The sequence below is a fragment of the Pseudomonas sp. P1_F7 genome (assembly GCF_056405655.1).
In genome coordinates this window covers 35,665-55,493 of the sequence record NZ_JBFUBR010000009.1, presented here as the reverse complement: position 1 = coordinate 55,493, position 19,829 = coordinate 35,665, and the positions used below count along the sequence as shown (strand labels likewise).

The following is a 19,829-nucleotide window of genomic DNA, read 5'->3' as shown; positions in this document are numbered from 1 at the left end:
AAGGCTTCCCATGAGCGAAGATGCACAAGATGTAGTACTTGTCGTCGAGGACGATCCCTCGATTCTGATGGTGCTGTCCGCTTATCTGTCGGGCGAGGGTTACCGCGTATTGCAGGCCGAAAACGGCGAGCAGGCTTTCGAAATCCTCGCGAGCAAACCGCACCTGGACATGATGATCACCGACTTCCGCCTGCCCGGTGGTATCTCCGGCGTGCAGATCGCCGAGCCCGCTGTGAAGCTGCGGCCGGAACTCAAGGTGATATTCATCAGCGGCTACGCTCAGGAAATCCGTGAGACCGACAGCCCGATTACGCGCAAGGCGCCGATCCTGGACAAGCCGTTCGATCTGGATAAGTTGCAGGAACTGATGCAGGACATGCTTTCGTAAGCATTCAGGCGCTGATCATCTCCCTGACCTTCGCCGTCAACAGATCGAAGGTGTCAGTTGGGGTCAAAGCCCTTGTTGCAACGCCGGATCATCGGGGTTCATCTGTTCGAGTTGGGCCAACAGAATCTGCACGTTTTGCAGCTGCCCGCTTTCCTTCCAGTAATTGATCAGTAGCACCCGTGCCTTGCGATCGTTCGGATGGCGTTGAACGATTTCCTGCAACTGTTTCTGCGCCGCTTCCAGCTCCTGCTCACCGTGCAACGTGGTGGCCAGGTCGTAGCGGTAATCCCGGTTGTTGGGCTCAAGTTCAACGGCTTTGGACAGGCCGAGCAGGGCGAATTCGCTTTGCTCGTGATGCAGTAACCAGAGCCCGAGGGCATGTTGCAGGTAGGCCGAGTTGGGTTGGGCCTGGAGTTGCCTGGCCAACAACTGTCGGGCGGCGTCGTTTTGGCCCTGTTTATCCAGCACCTCGATTTGCAGCACCAGCGCCGGCAGGTTGTCCGGCGCCAGGCGCAGGGTGTTGTCCAGTGCCTGTTGCGCTTCCTTGAGTTCGGCGTTGTGCAGGTGCAGCCGGGCCAGTTGGTATTGGTTTTCGGCGCTTTGCGGCTCGCTCTTGAGCACTTGCACCCAGGCATCGATGGCTTGCTCCAGCGGCCCGAAATACAAACCGAGATCATCCGGGGACAAACCCAGCAGTGCGTTGATGGCGGCCAGCCGCACGCTTTGTTCGCTGTCATCGAGCAATGGCCCCAGCAATAAACTGCGCTGGCCGCTCGGTACCAGGCCGCTGATGCTCCTGATCGCGGCGATACGCACTTCGGGCGACTCGTTCTGCAAGTCGGCATCCGCCAGTTTCAGGGCCACCGAGCTTGGATAGTTGGGCAGCTCGGCATGCAACCAGACACGACGCTTGGGGGACAGGTCCGGACGACCCAACTGCTGATAGAGCACCCGCGCGGCACCTGGCTTGCCGGTCCGGGCAGCCGCCAGCGCGTCGCTGTAGCCATGCTGGATGGCTTCTGGAACCACCGGGGTGGTATCGCGCAGGGAAAACCACGCAAGGCCGATGACGAACAGGGCGAAGAGGCTGATAAACAGAGAGCGGCGGGACATGGGCATGCAGGAATCCGGAAGCTGGCGAGCTTTTGCAAAGGCGCCAGCTTCGGTCAGGCGCGGCTTTGAGTCAAACCTTGACGGCGTTCACGACCGATTCAAACGGCTGAAGAGTACTTCAGCCGGCAATGAATGGGCCTTGAGGTTGTGTCGACAGCAAAACCTCTCGAGGCACCGCAGCAGTGACTACGCTTGCTGGAGGTGTCTCGACGAGTGTTTCCATGCAAGCTCTGCTGCAATATTTCAAAGCAATGCTCCACCCCGGGCCCGGGGTATTGCTGTTTGCCTTGCGAACCATAGCGGCCGGGTTGTTGACCCTGTACCTGGCGTTTTTGTTCGACCTGGACCAGCCCAAGTGGTCGATCATGGCCGTGGTCATCATCAGCCAGCCACTGGGCGGCATGGTGCTGGCCCGCAGCTTTGGCCAGGTGATCGGCACCACGACGGGCGCGGCCGTGGCGGTGCTGATCATGGCGATCTTTCCCCAGGCGCCGCTGCCGTTCATCACCACCCTGGCCCTGTGGCTGGCACTGTGCACCGCCGGTGGCACGCTGTTGCGCTACACCAGTTCTGGGGCATTCGTGCTCAGTGGCTACACCGCCGTGGTCATCGCGTTGCTGGCGATTCCCGATCAGGACGGTACCTTTTTGCTGGCGGTGACCCGCCTCACCGAAACCTTGCTGGCGGTTGCCTGCGTGTGCGTGGTCAGCCTGCTCACCGCCAGGCCGGAAGCGGTGGCCCGTGATTACTTCGCCAAGATCGATCAAATCACCCGGTTGCTGGCCACCCACGCCAGCGCCGTCATCCGCACCGAAGAGAGCGAAGCGGATTTCCAGCAGCGGCAAATGCAGCTGTTGGGCCAGATCAGTGGCCTGGAGGGCGTGCGCCGGCACATGTATTACGATGCTCCGCGATTGCGCAGCGCCAACGGACTGGTGCAACTATTGGGCAATCAATTGGTGTTGTTGACCGCGCGGCTGACTGCCCTGCGCCACCAGCGGCTGCTGTTGACCGAGCGCTGGGAGGGCGAGTTGCCTGAAGAAATTCAACGGTTACGCGCCGAAGAACTGGCCTTTCTCGATGAACTGGCGCAGGAGGGGCGTTCGCTGTCCAGTGACAAGCGCCATCGTTTCACGTCGCTGCAACAACGCTTTGACGAGCTGGCCTACAGAGCCGAACAATTGACCGAGCCACTGCCAGCCACCTTGCGTTCGCTGGCCTGGTCGCTGCGCTGGGAGCAGGCGCGCCTGCTGCAGCAGCTTGAGCAGATTCTGGAGTTGAGTGATGCCATCCAGAGCGGGCGACCCGCCAGCAGCGTGTTTCGCGGGCGGGAAAACCCGCTGCACCTGGACTTTACCCTGGCGACCATGAATGCCATCCGGGCGTTTTCCGCGCTGTTGATCGCCGGCCTGATCTGGATCGAAACCGGCTGGGACGGTGCGCGAGGCGGGATGGTGCTGGTGGGCATCCTTTGCTCGCTGATGTCGACGTTTCCCCGCCCGCTGCTGGCGGTTCAAAGCTATGCGCGGGGATTCGGGCTGGCACTGGTGGCCTCGGCACTGCTTCAGTTCATGTTTGTGCCGATGATCAGCAATTTCGAGATGCTTGCCTTGCTGTTGGCGCCCTTGCTCTACGCCGTTGCGGTGGGGCTGGCCAGTCCACCCACTACCGGTACCGGGATTGGCCTGGGGCTCACGACGTTTCTGTTGCTCGGCCCGTTGAACGTGGGGATCGGTCAAAACACCGCGATCCAGTGGTTCGAGTTTGCCGGTGCCTATACCTGCGCGACCGTGCTGGCGTTGAGTGTGTATGCGTTGATCTTTCCGTTCATGCCGGATTTGCGCATGCGCCGGCTCCACAAAGAGAACTGCGAGCAGGTGTACGCCTTGCTGAAAACCTCGGCGACCGATGAACAGCAGTTTGCCTTCGAGAGCCGCATGGTTGATCGCCTGACCATGATGCTGGGGTTGCTGCCTGCGACCCGGGAGCCACAATCGCGTGAGCTGTTTCAAGTCAGCCTGGCCTGCATGGCCCTGGGTATTGCCTTGAACCAGCTCAGGCAGCAGGGGCAGAACAACGCGCTACTGAGTCCGGATGTGCAAAGTCGCCTGTTTTCGACAGTCCGGGAAACGGGAAGGCTGGTCGCCGGTCGGCCCGGGGTCGAAGTGGCGCAGGTGCTTGATAGCCTCCACGCCTTGGGCGACGACCTGGATGCCCTGCATACCGATGTTCATGAGCACTTGTGGTCGGTGTTCCGTATGCGCGTGGCGCTGCTGATCGTGGTGTCGTTCGTCGAGCGTTATCGCGGTTACTTTCAACCCTCTGGCCTTGAAGGAGACCCCGTCCTTGCCCATTGATCTGGAAGTGGGTGGTGCCTATCTGCCCCCGATTGCCCAGGCGCTGCTGCTGGGCTTGCCGATTTTTCTGTTGCTGGACTGGGTATTGCGGCGCCTCGGTGTGCTGCAATTTGTCTGGCACGAGGCGCTGTTCGAAGGCGCGCTATACGTCTGCGTCTGCGCCACGTTGATACTGGTGATGGGAGCCTGAGGCCTTGAAGAACATCCTTTCCCGACTCACGACGCTGGCGGTGGTACTGCTGGCCGTCATCCTGGGCTGGTTTGCCTGGGAGTATTACACCCGCGCCCCCTGGACCCGGGATGCCCGGGTGCGTGCCGATGTGGTGACCTTGTCCGCCGATGTTTCGGGGCGAATCGTCAGCCTGGTCGTGCAGGACAACCAACATGTGAACAAAGGCCAGGCGCTGCTGGAGATCGATCCGGCGCGTTACATCCTGGCGGTGGAGCATGCCAAGCGCGCGGTGGAGGTGGCGAAAGCCTCGCTCGGGCAGGCCCAGGCGACCATTACCGCCAGCGAAGCATTGCTCAAACAACGTCAGAGCGAGGAGCAGCGCCGGCGCACGCTCAAGGATCGTTCGGCGATTTCCGGCGAAGAGTGGGAAAAGGCCAACACCGATGTGTCGGTGGCCCAGGCTGACTTGCTGCGTAATCAGGCCAATCTGGTGTTGGCCCAGGCCAACGTGCAACTGGCCATCGCGGCCTTGACCCAGTCCGAGCTCGATTTGCAGCGTACCCATGTCGTCTCCCCGGTGACCGGTTATGTCACCAATCTGCTGACCCGGGAGGGCGACTACGCCTCGGCCGGCGGTCCATTGCTGGCGCTGGTGGACAGCGACTCGTTCTATGTCAGCGGTTACTTTGAAGAAACCAAGTTGCCGCGGATCGGGGAGGGCGACCGGGTCAAGATCGAGTTGATGAGTGGCGAGACGTTCGGCGGCAAGGTGCAGAGCATTGCCTTCGCCATTGCCGACCGGGAAAACCTCCCGGGCGGTCGCCTGCTGGCCAACATCAACCCCAGTTATACCTGGATCAAACTGGCACAACGCGTGCCGGTGCGGATCGAGATCGATGCCGACTATTCGGGTAAAAACAACCTGAGGGCGGGGACCACGGCCACTGTGACCGTCCAGGAAAACCAAAAATCCAAAGATCAGCACTGACCCCCTGTGGGAGCGAGCTTGCTCGCGATGACGGACTCATATTCGAAGGTGATGTCGACTGACACATCGCTATCGCGAGCAAGCTCGCTCCCACAGGGGATGTGTACTGCCTTTTTCAGGGCAAAAAAAGCCCCGCGACCGAATGAGGCGCAGGGCAAGGAAATTGGTTGGTTGCGGCCAACCAAAGGAGCGCTTTAAAACATCGGGTTAATTGCTCGCGACCGTCTCCGGCTGCCAGCCGCCACCGAGGGCCTTGTAGATCGCGACGATGCCGCGATACAGGTCGACTTCAGCCTGGGCCTGGGTGTCTTCGGCCGCCAGGCGTTCCCGTTGGGCATCGAGCAGCACGAGGAAATCGGCGGTGCCTTCGCGGTAGCGGATCTCCGCCAGATCGGCGGCCGAGCGGCTGGACTCGCTCTGGCGAATCAACGAGATCAAGCGCTGCTGGCGTTTGCCGTAGTCGCTGAAGGCGTTTTCCGATTCTTCCAGGGCCAGCAACACTTGCTGCTCGTAGGTCGCCAGGGCTCCTTCGGCATCGGCGTCGGCACCGCGCAACCGGGCCTTGACGCTGCCCAGGTCAAACGCCGCCCAAGTGATGCTCGGGCCGAGCGCCCAGGCGTTGGCCGCCGAGGAGCCGATCTGCGAACCGCGCCCGGCCGTAAAGCCAAGGAAGCCGCTGAGGCTGACCCGAGGGAACAGATCGGCCTTGGCCACGCCGATACGCGCTGTGGCCGACGCCAATTGGCGCTCGGCACTGCGAATGTCCGGACGGCGTTGCAGCAGCTCACCCGGATCGCCGATCGGCAGGGCCTTGGCGATCGCCGGCAGGTCTTTCGGGCTCAGGTCCACGGTCAACTTGTCCGGACGTTCACCCAGCAGGGTGGCGATGCGGTTTTTCTGCCGAACCTGTTCGGCCTGTAGTTGCGGCACGCTGGCCTCAACCGACGCCAGTCGCGCATCGGCGCGCTCTACATCGAGCTGATCGCCGACGCCGGCATCACGCAGGCTGATGGTGATCTTGCGTGACTCCTGCTGATTTTCCAGGTTGGCCAGGGCGATTTTTTCCCGCAGCTGCGCGCCGCGCAGTTGACCGTAGGAATCCACCAGTTCGGCAATCATGGTGACTTGCAGTTGGTACAAGTCGGCCTCGAACGCCTGTTGCTCGGCGTTGGCCGACTCCAGGTTGCGCTGGATGCGGCCGAACAAGTCGATTTCCCAGGCCATGTCCAGGCCCAGGTCATAGCGTTCGCTGTTGACCCGGTCGGTGGTCTGGCCCGGAATCTGGCCTTTGCCCAGGTCACTGCTGACGCGGCTGGTGATGGTCGGCATGGCGTCGTTGCTGACGTCATCGCGGATCGCCCGCGCCGCTTTCCAGCGGGCGAACGCGACGCGCAAATCGCGGTTGCCTTGCAGGGATTGCGTCACCAACTGGTTGAGGGTCGGGTCTTCGAACTGCTGCCACCAGATGCCTTCGAAACGCGAACGGTCAAAGTTCTTCTGGCCGGCGGCGCCGTCGGTGGCGGTCGTGATGTTGGCCGCTTCGGTGGTTGGCGTCTTGTAGTCCGGGCCGACGGCACAGGCACTCAGGGCCAGTACCAGCAGGCTCGGCAGGAAGGCTTTCAAACTCATCAGTGCGACTCCAGCTTCAGGGCGGCCTTGGCTGCTTTGCGCGTTTGGCCGCGCTCGACAAAGTTACGAATCAGTACGTAGAACACTGGCGTCAGCAACAGACCGAAGAAGGTCACCCCGAGCATCCCGGAGAACACCGCTACACCCATGGCGTGGCGCATTTCGGCACCGGCACCGCTGGAGAACACCAGAGGCACAACACCCATGATGAACGCGAAGGAGGTCATCAGGATCGGCCGCAGACGCAGACGGCAAGCTTCCAGGACCGCAGCCAGCGGGTTGAGGCCTTCCAGTTGCTTGTCCTTGGCGAACTCGACGATCAGGATCGCGTTCTTACAGGCAAGCCCCACCAATACGATCAAACCGATCTGGGTAAAGATGTTGTTGTCGCCACCGGAAGCAATTACCCCGGTGATGGCCGACAGCAGGGTCATCGGTACGATCAGGATCACCGCCAGTGGCAGGCTCCAGCTTTCGTACTGTGCCGCCAGTACCAGGAACGCCAGCAATACGCAGAGCGGGAACACGAACAGCGCGGTGTTGCCGGACAAGATCTGCTGGTAAGTCAGGTCGGTCCATTCGTAGGTCATGCCGTTGGGCAGTTCTTCCTTGAGCAGTTTCTCGATGGCTTTTTCGGCCTGGCCGGAGCTGTAGCCGGGGGCTGCCGCACCGTTGATTTCAGCGGTGATGAAGCCGTTGTAGTGCATCACGCGGTCCGGGCCCGAGGTGTCGCTGACCTTGATGAAGGTCGCCAGCGGGATCATCTCGCCTTTGTTGTTACGCACTTTCAGCTGGCCGATCTGGTCGGATTCGAGGCGGAACTGTTGTTCGGCCTGGACGTTGACCTGATAGGTGCGACCGAAGCGGTTGAAGTCGTTGGCATACAGCGAACCCAGGTAGATCTGCAGGGTGTCGAAGATGTCGCTGACGGCCACGCCGTGGGTTTTGGCTTTCTCGCGGTCGATGGCGGCATCGACCTGGGGCACGTTCACCGTGTAGCTGGTGAACAGGCCGGCCAGTTCCGGCACGTTGTGGCTCTTGTTGATGATGTTCATGGTTTCCTTGTACAGCTCTTCGTAGCCCAGGTTGCCCCGGTCTTCGATCTGCAGGCGGAAACCACCGATGGTGCCCAGGCCTTGTACCGGCGGCGGCGGGAAGATCGCCATGTAGGCTTCCTGGATGTTCGCGTACTGGCCGTTCAACGCGCCGGCAATCGCACCGGCGGACATGCTCGGGTCTTTACGTTCGTCGAACGGTTTCAGGGTCACGAACACGATGCCGGCGTTCGGGCTGTTGGTGAAGCCGTTGATCGACAGGCCAGGGAAGGCCACGGCACTTTCCACGCCAGGCTGTTTCAGCGCCAGCTCGGACATGCGCTTGATCACGTCTTCGGTACGGTCAAGGCTCGACGCATCCGGCAATTGCGCGAAGGCCACCAGGTATTGCTTGTCCTGGCCGGGTACGAAACCGGTCGGGGTGCTGGAGAAACCGAAGAAGGTCAGGACCATCAGGCCGGCGTACAGCAGCAGGGCGATGCCGCTTGAGCGGATCACACGGGCAACGGTGCCGACATAACCATGGCTGGCCTTTTCAAAGAAGCGGTTGAACGGACGGAACAACCAGCCACCGAAAATCTTGTCCAGTACCTTGGAGAAACGGTCTTTCGGCGCGTCGTGACCCTTGAGCAATACCGCGGCCAGTGCCGGCGACAGGGTCAGGGAGTTGAAGGCCGAAATCACTGTGGAAATGGCGATGGTCAGGGCGAACTGCTTGTAGAACTGCCCGGTCAGGCCGGAGATGAACGCCGCTGGAACGAATACCGCACACAGCACCAGCGCCGTGGCAATGATCGGGCCGGTCACTTCACGCATGGCGCGTTTGGTGGCTTCAACCGGGGTCAATCCGAGCTCGATGTTCCGTTCAACGTTCTCCACCACCACGATGGCGTCGTCCACCACGATACCGATGGCCAGTACCAGGCCGAACAGCGACAAGGCGTTGAGCGAGAAACCGAACAGGTGCATCACGGCAAAGGTACCGATCAGCGAGACCGGCACAGCGACCAATGGAATGATCGAGGCGCGCCAGGTTTGCAGGAACAGGATCACCACCAGCACCACGAGGATCAGGGCTTCGAAGAGGGTGTGAACCACCGCCTCGATGGAGCCGCGCACGAAGATCGTCGGGTCATAGACGATGCTGAAGTCCATGCCTTCGGGGAAGCTCTTCTTCAGTTCGGCCATTTTTGCCCGCACTTCATTGGAGATTTCGATGGCGTTGGAACCCGGACGCTGGAAGATCGGGATCGCCACCGCCGGCTGGTTGTTCAGCAGCGAACGCAGGGCGTACTGGCTGGAGCCCAGCTCAACGCGAGCGATGTCCTTTAGGCGAGTGATTTCACCGTTGTCACCGGAGCGAATGATGATGTTCTCGAACTCTTCCTCGGAGACCAGACGGCCCTGAGTGTTGACCGACAACTGGAAGGCCGTGGCATTCGGTGCAGGCGGCGCACCCAGGGCACCGGCAGCTACCTGACGGTTCTGTTCACGAATCGCGGTAACCACATCGGTCGCGGTCAGGTTGCGCGAAGCGGTCTTGTTCGGGTCGAGCCACACACGCAGTGAGTAATCGCCCATGCCAAACAACTGCACATCACCGACACCGCCCAGGCGCGCCAGCTCATCCTTGATGTTGAGCAGGGCGTAGTTGGACAGGTACAGCATGTCGTAGCGTTTGTCCGGCGAGGTCAAGTGCACAACCATGGTCAGGTCGGGTGACGCCTTGTCCACGGTGATACCGATGCGCGTCACTTCCTCGGGAAGCTTCGGCTCGGTCCGGGTCACACGGTTCTGCACCTGCACCTGGGCGTTGTCCAGGTCGGTACCCAGGGCGAAGGTGATGGTCAGGGTGATCTTGCCGTCAGCGGTGGATTGCGAGGACATGTACAACATGTTCTCGACGCCGGTGATCGCTTGCTCCAGTGGAGCGGCCACGGTTTCACCGATGACCTTGGGGTTGGCACCCGGGAAGTTGGCGCGGACCACCACGGTCGGCGGCACCACTTCCGGGTATTCGCTGATCGGCAACTGGAACAGCGAGATCGCACCGGCGATCAGGATCAGCAGCGACAGCACCGCTGCGAAGATCGGCCGCGAAATGAAGAATTGGGAAAAATTCATCGTAAAAATCCCTTAACCGCGTGGGGTCGTGGCAGCCAGTTTCACAACTGTACCCGGCGCAACCTTGGCAGGCGCGACTTGAGGCAGGTTGCTGGCTTCCAGCGCTTGGCGTTGTTGTGCGAGTGCCGCGAGGGTTTGTTCGCTGGCCATCGGAATCACTTCAGGGGTGACCGGTGAGCCAGGACGCACCCGTTGCAGGCCCTTGACGATGATGGTGTCGTCCTTGTTCAGGCCGTTGCGCACGATGCGCAGGCCTTCGATCTTCGGACCCAGTTCCACCGCGCGGTAAGCGGTCTTGTTGTCGCCATCCATCACCAGCACGAACTTCTTGCCGAGGTCAGTGCCGACCGCTTCATCGTTGATCAGCATGGCGCTGTAGGTGCCGCTGCCCACCAGTTTCAGGCGTGCATACAAGCCCGGGGTGTAGCTGCCATCGCTGTTGTCGAACACGGCGCGCCCACGGATGGTGCCGGTCTTCGGGTTGACCTGGTTGTCGACGAAGTTCATCACGCCCTGGTGCGGGTTGCCGTCCTCGTTGGACAAGCCCATGTAAACCGGGGTGGTGGCGCCGCGCTTGCCCTGGCGGGCGAGCTCGGTGTACTTGAGGAACACACGTTCATCCGCGTCGAAGTAGGCGTACACCTTGTCAGTGGAAACCACACTGGTCAGCGGGGTGGTGTCGGCCGTCACCAGGTTGCCGGCGGTGATTTCCGCACGGCTGACGCGGCCGCTGATGGGAGCAGTGACGTGGGTGAAGCTCAGGTTCAGCTTGGCCAGATCCAGCTGCGCTTGCAGGGCACCGACCGCGGCGCGGGCTTCCTGGGCGGCGCTGGTACGCGAATCGGCGAGTTCTGCGGAAATGGCGTTGCTGGTGCGCAGGCGCTCACCGCGCTGGGCTTCGTTTTCGCTGCGGGTGGCATTGGCGCGCGATTGTGCAACCAGTGCTTCGAGGCGGCGGACCTCAGCCTGGAACGGACGCGGGTCGATCTGGAACAGCAGGTCGCCTTTCTTGACCAGGGCGCCTTCAGTGAACGCCACTTCATCGATCTGGCCGGAGACCCGTGGACGAATCTCGACGGTTTCCGGAGCTTCGAGGCGGCCGGTGAATTCGTCCCACTCGTTGACCGGTTGTTCCAGCACCTTGGCCACGCTAACCTTGGCCGCTGGCATGCTGGCGGCGGTTTCCGGGGCTTTGCCGCAAGCGCTGATCACCACTACGGCCAACAAAGCCAACGGGAAGCGCAAATGTTTGAGTGACTGTTCCATGGATGCATCCGCCAATGTGTTGAGATTGGCGAATGATGCGCGGCGGGTTTGTATCTCACGAATCGAATGGGGCGAAGGTAACTATCATTCGGAATGATATGAGAGGCCAAGTTAGCTCTCTAGCCTGCACCTTACGCAGAGGTCTATCAATCAGGTCGATGGCAATTCTGTGTTGCCGCAAAAGCATCAATCAGTCTTGAAACAGAGTGTGGCCTTCGCGAGCAGGCTCGCTCCCACATTGGATCTTCGTCGTTCCCAAATCCCTGTGGGAGCGGGCTTGCCCGCGAAGAGGCCAGCTGCCTCTATGCAAGACTTTGGATCAAGCCAGGCTGTCCGGATCCCCAAAGAACATCTGAATCCGCGAGCGCAGCCAGCGCTCCCCCGGATCATTATCCTGCGATCCGCGCCAGGCCATGTGCAGTTCAAAGCTGCGCACCGGCAACGGCGGATCTTCCGCCCGCACACCGCCGGCGGCAGTCAGTGCATCAGCCGTGTAGTCCGGTACGGTTGCGACGATGTCAGTGCCCGCGAGCAGGGTGCTCAACCCGTTGAACTGCGGCACCGCGAGCACCACATGACGTTTGCGCCCGAGCTTTTCCAGTTCTTCATCAATGAAGCCGCTGAGGTCGCCGGCGAACGACACCAGTGCATGGGGGCGAGCGCAGTAATCATCCAGGCTCAACGGCCCCGGCACGGTGTCGGCGCGCAACAGCTTCGGCTGGCTGCGGCGCAGTACCTTGCGCTTGGCGTTGGCCGGCAGGTCGGTGGTGTAACTGACGCCGATGGAGATCTCGCCGGATGCCAGCAACCCCGGCATCAGGATGTAGTTGACCCGGCGCACCACCAGCACAATCCCCGGCGATTCGGCACGCAGGCGCTTGAGCAGCATTGGCAGCAAGGCGAACTCGACATCGTCCGAAAGGCCGATGCGGAACACGGCGGTACTTGTGGCAGGATCGAACTCGGCCGCCCGGCTGACGGCAGTGGAAATCGAATCCAGCGCCGGCGAGAGCAGGGCGAAGATCTCGACCGCTCTGGCGGACGGCTCCATGCTGCGGCCGGTACGCACAAACAAAGGATCATCGAACAACCCGCGCAGGCGCGAGAGCGCCGCACTGATGGCCGGCTGGCCGAGGAACAGTTTTTCCGCCGCACGGGTCACGCTGCGTTCGTGCATCAATGTTTCGAAAACGATCAACAGGTTCAGGTCGACACGACGTAGGTCATTACGATTCATCTGGAGTCCTGGCAGAGTCAGCAAACTTGACGTGAGCGGCCATATGAGAACAATGGCCAGCAGGAATATTACGGGGAAAGGCTGGTACTCTGCACCGGGTAATTCAGATTTCCTGCAAAGGCAGCTCCAGTTTCGTATGACATTTGACGATGTTGCCGCTGCTGCGGAATCAATGACAGGCATGTCGACTATTAATAGCCACAGATAGTGTTGGGTTGAAAGCCCAGCTAGAGTTCAAGGCATTAGAGGTTCAATTGGCGAGGTTTGCGATGTCCCGCACGATTCGTTTTCACAAGTTTGGTCCAGCCGAGGTGCTCAAATGCGAAGAGCATGCGGCGGCTCTGCCTGCACCGGGCGAAGTGCAGGTGCGCGTCGAGGCGATCGGCATCAGTTGGTATGACACGCTGTGGCGCCAGAACCTGGCCTCGTCCCATGCCCGACTGCCTTCGGGCCTTGGTCAGGAGATGGCCGGTATCGTCACCGCTGTCGGTGAGGGTGTCGATGACCTGGCGGTCGGTGACAAGGTTGCCAGCTTTCCGGCCCAAAGCCCGAATGACTACCCGGTTTACGGCGAGCAGATCGTTCTGCCTCGCTCGGCGGTAACCCGTTATCCGGACATCCTCAGCCCGATTCAAGCCAGCGTGCACTACACGCCGTTGTTGATTGCCTATTTCGCCTATGCGGATCTGGCACGGGTCAAACCCGGGCAGTTTGCCCTGGTGACCGACGCCAGTCATTGCGCCGGACCTTCGTTCGTACAACTGGGCAAGGCCTTGGGTGTTCGAGTGATTGCCGCAACCAAGACCGCAGAAGAGCGTGAGTATCTGCTGTCGCTGGGTGCCGAGAAAGTCATCGTTACCGAGGAAGAAGATCTGCTGATGCGGATCAACAAAATCACCGATAACCGCGGCGTGGATGTGGTGTTCGATGGTTTGGGCGGTCCGCAGATGTCGTTGCTGGGCGATGTGTTGGCGCCTCGCGGCAGCCTGGTGCTGTACGGCCTGCAAGGTGGCAACCAGACGCCTTTCCCGGCCTGCGCAGCGTTCCAGAAGAACATTCAGTTCTTCGTACACTGCATCGGCAACTTCACTGGCAAGCCGGAACTGGGCATCACCCAGGACCAGGTCGCACTGCAACGTGCCTTGCGCGACATCAATCAGCTGACCGCCGACCGCGTTTTGCTGCCGCTCAAGACCCGGGTCTTCCCGTTTGCCGAGTTTGTCGAAGCACACCGCTACATGGACGAATGCCCGTGTCGCGAAAGGGTCGCCCTCCAGGTCGAGCCGGCATAACAACCGCCGTAATAGCCCACCCAAGAGTCCGTGCCCACACGGACTCTTTCGTTTCAGTCCCCGAAATCCATCGATCCGCAGGCCGGTCCAGCAACTGAACTGGTTTTTGCCCGTAATCTGTAGCTTCTAATCAGCCACTAAGCCCTGATAATTGAATGATTACTTTCATCTCAAGGAATGAGTCATGGCTGGGTGTCAGGCTGAAACTTTTCAATGTGCGCCATCGGTGCAAATCTCCCAATTAGTTGGTTGTTGTGTAGTTGCCGAAAAGACAGCGACAACTTTCTTCTTTATTTCTTGTATTAAATGTCTGTGGGACTTTGTCGGACGTTTCCTAGGACTCCGATTTAAATCGAGCAAACCCTTGCCAGCCGGGTTGTACAGCCTCGTCTTCGTCGTTCAACGGAGGGGGCGCCGCGAACGTTTAAAATGATTGCCAGAAAATTCAAGTGTTAGCATTTGGCAATAAAGTCCATGACGCCATTCGTGCAGACAGTCCAACGGGATTTGCTGTCTGCGCGATATTGAACTTACGAGTATCAGGTAAATAAAGATGACCAGCATCCATGACCAAGCGATGAACTATGTCTATCAACAAGTGCTGCAGCGATTGCTGGGTTTTTTCTCCCGTGCCGAACGCACCGCATTGCAATTGTTGATTCAGCGCCTGGCGGTAGCGGCAGGGGGCATGGAGCGCATTGGCGATTACAAGGTGTTGGCGATCCAGTCCGGGGCCCGTGACAACTGCTACACCCTGGCACTGTTGCGTGCTGCGCAGTTGACCATCGCCACGCGGGCGCCGGCGACATTCCAGTTGCGCATCGCCTCGTTGCGGTTGAATGGGGCAAGCGGCGCGGCCGCGGAAAACATGCACCGGACCAACAGCGCATTGTTTGTCTATGACGATCCCCGGGTCGAGGTGCTGATGGTCGATGATCGGGAAGTCCTGCCGTTCAACCACCTGACGCCGATCTCCGACGCCGGTCGCGAGTCCAGCCGCCTGAACCTGCTGCTGATCGGCCATCGCCGGGAGTGGCGCGACGGTTTCGACCTGTGGGATGACGGTTATCTGGCCACGGGAGAGTTCTACGGACAAATCGCCCGCTGGGACGGTGGCGTCGACGCTTTGCTCATCAGTGACACGCCGCGCCAGCAAAAGCAGTTCATCGACGGTTTGAAACGTGCCGCCACCAAGGCAGGGCTCAAGCCTTCGCACGCGGGCGAGGCCGGTTATGCGGGGTTGTTTGCATTGCTCGATGAACTGGGCAGTGACTGTTATCACGCGTTCTACTCCGATTACGGCCAGGCCCGGTGGCGTCCGCAAGAGCGCTTTGAGACCTGTCGTCGTACGGCCTGCATCGACATTCACGACCTGCTGGTCAGCAACCTGGAGGAGCGCTGGTCGTTGCTGACTGAGTTTCTTCGCTTCCAGCCTGACGAACTGTCCGCGCAGATCAGCGACAACGAATTCGTCAGTGCGTCGATCTCGGCGCACGTCCGGGGGTTGCACGCGTGCTTCGTGCAGGGTCGCCATTATGAATCCGGCGTTACGCAATACCTGCAACGAGCCTTGGTGATGATGCGCCGCAAGCGCCTGCCTGAGCGTTTGTGCGAGCAGGCCATCGAGGTATTCGGCAACCCGGCGACACTGAGTGACCAGCGCGCCCGAGCGGCGGCCGAGGCGCAAAAGAACCTGGGTCTGAGCGAAGTACAACTGGTGTGCCTGCTTTTTTCGCCTTTTATCGAAAAAGGTGCGGGGCTGGAGCCTTTTCTGCGTCAGTGCCATCCGGGCATGCTGGTGGCCATGCCCGAGTTGCACAAGGCCATGCAGGGGTATCCGGTCGCCGAACAGATCATGCAATGGATGATGGATGTCAGCGGATTGCCCGTCAGCCTGATTGGCCTGCTTTATCGCATGGAGCGCACGCCCGCAAGCACTGGCGAGGCGCCTGAAGCGGCCGCGTTGCAAACTGCGGTGGGCGATCCTGACGCTGGCATCACGTTGTTGGATGAATGGTCAGCAGGGCACTGAACGTGGGCGGATTTTCAGCCAGTGCAATCGGCCTTCGCCCATGAAAGGTCCACGAGAAACGGATTTCGCCTATCAGGCGGTTTATCGATACCTGGCCAGCCTGATCAACGAGTCTGAAGGGGATTCGCGCATCCGCCTGCCGTCGCTGCGGCATCTGGCGGAGCGCCTCAATGTGTCGATCTCGACCATTCAGTACGCCTATGCGCTGCTGGAGAAAGAAGGGCGCGTCTATTCGGTGGCCAAGTCCGGTTACTACGCGTTGCCAGTGTCTTCAATCAACCCGCAGGACAGCGGCAGCGACCTGCTGGAAGCCGTCTACGTCAATGCCAGGCGTCCGGGGATGCTGGTCCTGAGCGCCGATGAACCGGCGTTGCTGCAGCCGCTCGACAGTCCTTTGTTGCTGTTGGAGCGAGAGTTGCTGCGCCAGTATCCCCGCCAGCCACAGTCGCCTTCGCAACCCTGCGGCGAGCTCGAATTGCGCACCGCCCTGGCAGCACGCTACACCACGTCGCCGATGCGTTACTGGCATGCCGATGATGTCTACATCGGCGCCGACCTTCGCGGTGTACTGGAAATCCTGATCGCCGTGCTGGGTTTGAAAGACGCCACCGTGGTGGTCGAATCACCGTGCGACTGGACGATCCTGCGTTTGTTTCAAGCTGCCTGCGTGCGGGTGATCGAGTTACCCGTGCAAGCCGACGGTTGCCTGGATCCGGAACGGCTCAAAACGCTGCTGGATACCGAACCGGTAAGGCTGGTGATGCTGTCATCGGCCCTGAACATGCCCCGTGGCAGCCTGGCGCCTGACGAAAACAGGCAAGCCATTGCCCGGCTTTTGGCCGCGCATGACAGTTGGGTGCTGGAAAACGACTGTTATGGCGAACTCGGATTCGACCTGGGCGGCTTGCGTTTTCGCGACTTGCTCGACCCTGAACGACTGATGGTGTTTTCCACGTTCGAGAAAGTCATCGGGCCGGAAGCGCCCTACGGCTACCTGCTTTCAAGGCATTTGAGCGCTGAACTGCAACGGCATTTTCTGCTGCGATCCTTCCGTCTCTCGCCGATTCGCCAGAAAGCCATCGCCCGTTTGTACAGCAGTGGCCGTATCGATCAACACCTGCTGGTGCTGCGTCGGCTACTCAAGGAGCGCAAGAGTCAAATGACCCTGTTGTTGCAGGAACGATTGGGTGATGCCTTGCATTTCGTCGAGCCAGAAGGCGGTGCAACGATCTGGGTGCGCTCGTTGCGTCGGGTCAATGTCCGTCGTGTGTTCCAGCGCCTGCTGGCGCATCAGGTGGTCATCGCGCCGGGGGAACTGTTCAGCCTCCAGGGTCTGCACGGGCAGCATTTGCGCTTGAGTCATACCTTCGGCGGCGATCACAACCTGGCTGCCGCACTGGGCTTGCTGGGGGATGCGCTGCGTCTGGAATCAATCGAGTGAGTGAGACAAAAAATAGCACCCTTCACTCTGTTCGATCGATCCCATCGCGTTGCGGTCAAACTGCCAGTAAACTGCGACCCAATTCCTGAACCACTCTATTCCAGAGGTTTTGCATGACACTCAGTCCTTTTGCGGGTAAACCGGCACCGGCAGAATTGTTGGTCGACATCCCGCGACTGGTAACGGCCTATTACACCGGCCAGCCTGATGCAGCCATTTCCACACAGCGCGTTGCCTTTGGCACGTCCGGACACCGTGGCAGTTCGTTCGACTTGAGTTTCAACGAATGGCACGTGCTGGCGATCAGTCAGGCGATCTGCCTGTATCGCGAAGCTCAAGGCATCGATGGCCCGCTGTTTGTCGGCATCGACACCCACGCGCTGTCCACGCCGGCTGGCGCCAGCGCCCTCGAAGTGCTGGCGGCCAACGGCGTGACTGTGATGATCGCCGCTGGCGACGAGTACACGCCGACGCCGGCCATTTCCCATGCGATCCTCTGCTACAACCGTGGTCGCACCACTGGCCTGGCGGACGGCATTGTCATCACGCCGTCCCACAACCCGCCGCAAAGCGGAGGCTACAAGTACAACCCAACCAACGGTGGTCCGGCCGATACCCACATCACCAAGTGGATCGAAGCCAAGGCCAACGAACTGCTGGCCAACAAGCTCGCTGGCGTCAAACGCATCAGCTATGAGCAGGCACTGAAAGCCAGCACCACCCATCGTCACGACTACCTCAACACCTATGTCGCCGACCTGATCAACGTGATCGACTTCGATGCCATCCGCGATGCCAAGTTGCGCCTGGGTGTCGATCCGCTGGGTGGAGCAGGGGTGCGCTACTGGTCGGCGATTGCCGAGCATTACCGTCTGGATCTGGATGTGGTGAACAAAGAGGTCGACCCGACCTTCCGTTTCATGACCGTCGACTGGGACGGCCAGATCCGCATGGACCCATCGTCCAGCCACGCCATGCAAGGCCTGATTGGCCTGAAAGAACGCTTCGACGTGGCGTTTGCCTGCGATCCGGACCACGACCGCCATGGCATCGTCACGCCGTCCGGTGGGTTGCTGGCGCCGAACAACTACCTCGCCGTTGCCATCGACTACCTGTTCCAGAATCGTCCGCAATGGCGCGCCGATGCTGCCGTGGGTAAAACCGTGGTCAGCAGCGGCTTGATCGATCGCGTGGCCAAGCGCCTGGGTCGTCGCCTGTACGAAGTGCCGGTTGGCTTTAAATGGTTTGCCGATGGCCTGTTCGATGGCTCCCTCGGTTTCGGCGGCGAAGAAAGCGCCGGTGCCTCGTTCCTGCGCAAGGACGGTGGCGTCTGGAGCACTGACAAGGACGGTTTGATTCCGGCCCTGCTGGCTGCCGAGATGACGGCCCGGACCGGTCGCGACCCGAGCCAGGCGTATCGTGCCTTGACCGATGAGCTGGGTGAGCCGTTCTCGGTGCGGGTCGACGCCAAGGCCAATCCGGAGCAGAAAGCCCTGTTGAGCAAGCTGTCGCCGCAACAGGTCACCTCGACCCAACTGGCCGGCGAACCGATCCAGAGCATCCTCAGCCACGCACCGGGCAATGACCAGGCCATTGGCGGCCTGAAAGTCATGACCGAAAACGGCTGGTTCGCGGCACGCCCGTCGGGCACGGAAGACATTTACAAGATCTACGCCGAAAGCTTTGTCAGCGACGACCACCTCAAGCAACTGGTGGCCGAGGCGCAAACGCTGGTCGATGGTGCCATTTCCGCGAAGTAAACACACAACCCTGTGGGAGCGAGCTTGCTCGCGATGGCGGCAGGTCAGTCGACATACTTGTTGGATGTCAGACCGCTATCGCGAGCAAGCTCGCTCCCACAGGGGGGCGCTGCAGCCGCAAAAAAAGGGGCGACCATTCACGGTCGCCCCTTTTTTTGTGCCGCCCGCAATTACCGAATCATGCCAAGTCCACCAGAACAATCTCGCTGTCCTCGATGGCCGTCACCCGCAACACGGACTCGTCGGCAACGGCTACACCGTCTCGAGCTTGTGCACGCAACCCATTGACTTCAATGGCCCCGGTGGCCGGCACCAGGTACGCACGACGTCCGTTGTCCAAATGGTATTCGGCGGACTCGCCGGCCTTCAGATTGGCCGCTACCAGCCGGGCATCGGCGCGGATGCGCAGGCTCTGATCGTCGCCTTCCTTGCCGCTGGCCAGGGTGACAAAACCTTCGCGGTTGCCTTTCGGGAACGGCTTGGCGCCCCAGGACGGGGCCAGACCGGATTCATTCGGGATGATCCAGATCTGGAAAATCCTGGTCGGCGTCGCTTCCAGGTTGTACTCGCTGTGGGCGATCCCGGTGCCTGCACTCATGACCTGCACATCACCCGCTTCGGTCCGGCCCTTGTTGCCAAGGTTGTCCTGGTGGGTAATGGCGCCTTCGCGGACATAGGTGATGATCTCCATGTCCCGGTGCGGGTGTTGCGGGAAACCGGTGCCGGGGGCGATCACGTCGTCATTCCAGACCCGCAGGTTGCCCCAGTTCATACGCTTGGGATCGTAGTACTCGGCGAACGAAAAATGGTGGTGAGCATCCAACCAGCCGTGGTGAGCGCCGCCGAGCGAGTTGAAAGGTCTGAGTTCAAGCATGATCGTCTCCAGAAAAGGTTCGTCATGGGGCGAAACGCCTGGGCCACGAAGCGAGACCGGTGAGTGATGAGGGCCATCATCCAACAGGCAACAATCGATAA

The 19,829-nt window shown here is 60.5% G+C and carries 14 protein-coding genes; 8 read left to right on the top strand and 6 right to left on the bottom strand.

The genetic code is table 11. The annotated features are described in order from the left end of the window. Positions 1 to 10 precede the first annotated feature (10 nt). A complete protein-coding gene (locus tag AC1D1M_RS14905) occupies positions 11 to 388 on the top strand; it encodes a response regulator (protein ID WP_007970583.1) in 378 nt (125 codons plus the stop codon). Positions 389 to 451: 63 nt separating this feature from the next. Here AC1D1M_RS14905 and AC1D1M_RS14900 read toward each other — a convergent pair whose 3' ends face one another. Further along, entirely contained in the window at positions 452 to 1,507 is a 1,056-nt protein-coding gene (locus AC1D1M_RS14900; RefSeq protein WP_477776226.1) for a tetratricopeptide repeat protein, read from the bottom strand. A 215-nt stretch (positions 1,508 to 1,722) separates the two neighbouring features. Between AC1D1M_RS14900 and AC1D1M_RS14895 the strand changes: the two genes are divergently transcribed. From AC1D1M_RS14895 to AC1D1M_RS14885, 3 genes are read left to right on the top strand one after another with little or no spacing between them, the layout of a single operon-like run. Beyond that, positions 1,723 to 3,858, top strand: coding sequence for an FUSC family protein (locus AC1D1M_RS14895; RefSeq protein WP_477776225.1), 2,136 nt, complete (start codon positions 1,723 to 1,725; stop codon positions 3,856 to 3,858). Further along, entirely contained in the window at positions 3,848 to 4,048 is a 201-nt protein-coding gene (locus AC1D1M_RS14890; RefSeq protein WP_104447191.1) for a DUF1656 domain-containing protein, read from the top strand. Before AC1D1M_RS14895 ends, AC1D1M_RS14890 begins: the two co-directional genes overlap by 11 nt. 4 nt (positions 4,049 to 4,052) lie before the next feature. Beyond that, positions 4,053 to 5,018, top strand: coding sequence for an HlyD family secretion protein (locus AC1D1M_RS14885; RefSeq protein WP_477776224.1), 966 nt, complete (start codon positions 4,053 to 4,055; stop codon positions 5,016 to 5,018). 207 nt (positions 5,019 to 5,225) lie between these two features. Here the strand turns inward: AC1D1M_RS14885 and AC1D1M_RS14880 are convergent, their stop codons facing one another. From AC1D1M_RS14880 to AC1D1M_RS14865, 4 genes are all read right to left on the bottom strand, one after another. Beyond that, positions 5,226 to 6,647, bottom strand: coding sequence for an efflux transporter outer membrane subunit (locus AC1D1M_RS14880; protein ID WP_477776223.1), 1,422 nt, complete (start codon positions 6,645 to 6,647; stop codon positions 5,226 to 5,228). Continuing rightward, the gene (locus AC1D1M_RS14875) at positions 6,647 to 9,826 is read right to left on the bottom strand and encodes an efflux RND transporter permease subunit (RefSeq protein WP_477776222.1); all 3,180 of its coding nucleotides are present in this window, start codon (positions 9,824 to 9,826) and stop codon (positions 6,647 to 6,649) included. The genes AC1D1M_RS14880 and AC1D1M_RS14875 overlap by 1 nt, the downstream gene beginning before the upstream one ends. A gap of 12 nt (positions 9,827 to 9,838) precedes the next feature. Continuing rightward, on the bottom strand, positions 9,839 to 11,092 hold the full coding sequence (gene mexE, locus AC1D1M_RS14870) for a multidrug efflux RND transporter periplasmic adaptor subunit MexE (RefSeq protein ID WP_477776221.1): 1,254 nt from the start codon (positions 11,090 to 11,092) through the stop codon (positions 9,839 to 9,841). Positions 11,093 to 11,411: 319 nt separating this feature from the next. Further along, positions 11,412 to 12,329, bottom strand: coding sequence for a LysR family transcriptional regulator (locus tag AC1D1M_RS14865; RefSeq protein ID WP_090455287.1), 918 nt, complete (start codon positions 12,327 to 12,329; stop codon positions 11,412 to 11,414). Positions 12,330 to 12,598: 269 nt separating this feature from the next. Between AC1D1M_RS14865 and AC1D1M_RS14860 the strand changes: the two genes are divergently transcribed. The 4 genes from AC1D1M_RS14860 to pgm all read left to right on the top strand — a co-directional run bounded on the left by AC1D1M_RS14860 (position 12,599) and on the right by pgm (position 18,854). Continuing rightward, positions 12,599 to 13,621, top strand: a complete 1,023-nt coding sequence (locus tag AC1D1M_RS14860; protein ID WP_477776220.1) for a zinc-dependent alcohol dehydrogenase family protein — start codon at positions 12,599 to 12,601, stop codon at positions 13,619 to 13,621. Between the two features lie 553 nt (positions 13,622 to 14,174). Then, positions 14,175 to 15,653, top strand: coding sequence for a hypothetical protein (locus AC1D1M_RS14855; protein WP_477776219.1), 1,479 nt, complete (start codon positions 14,175 to 14,177; stop codon positions 15,651 to 15,653). A gap of 40 nt (positions 15,654 to 15,693) precedes the next feature. Next, entirely contained in the window at positions 15,694 to 17,094 is a 1,401-nt protein-coding gene (locus AC1D1M_RS14850; protein WP_477776218.1) for an aminotransferase-like domain-containing protein, read from the top strand. Between the two features lie 113 nt (positions 17,095 to 17,207). Further along, positions 17,208 to 18,854 carry a phosphoglucomutase (alpha-D-glucose-1,6-bisphosphate-dependent) gene (gene pgm, locus AC1D1M_RS14845; RefSeq protein ID WP_477776217.1) on the top strand — a complete coding sequence of 549 codons (1,647 nt, stop codon included), beginning with the start codon at positions 17,208 to 17,210 and terminating at the stop codon, positions 18,852 to 18,854. A gap of 178 nt (positions 18,855 to 19,032) precedes the next feature. Here pgm and AC1D1M_RS14840 read toward each other — a convergent pair whose 3' ends face one another. Then, entirely contained in the window at positions 19,033 to 19,728 is a 696-nt protein-coding gene (locus AC1D1M_RS14840; protein WP_477776216.1) for a pirin family protein, read from the bottom strand. Positions 19,729 to 19,829 lie beyond the last annotated feature (101 nt).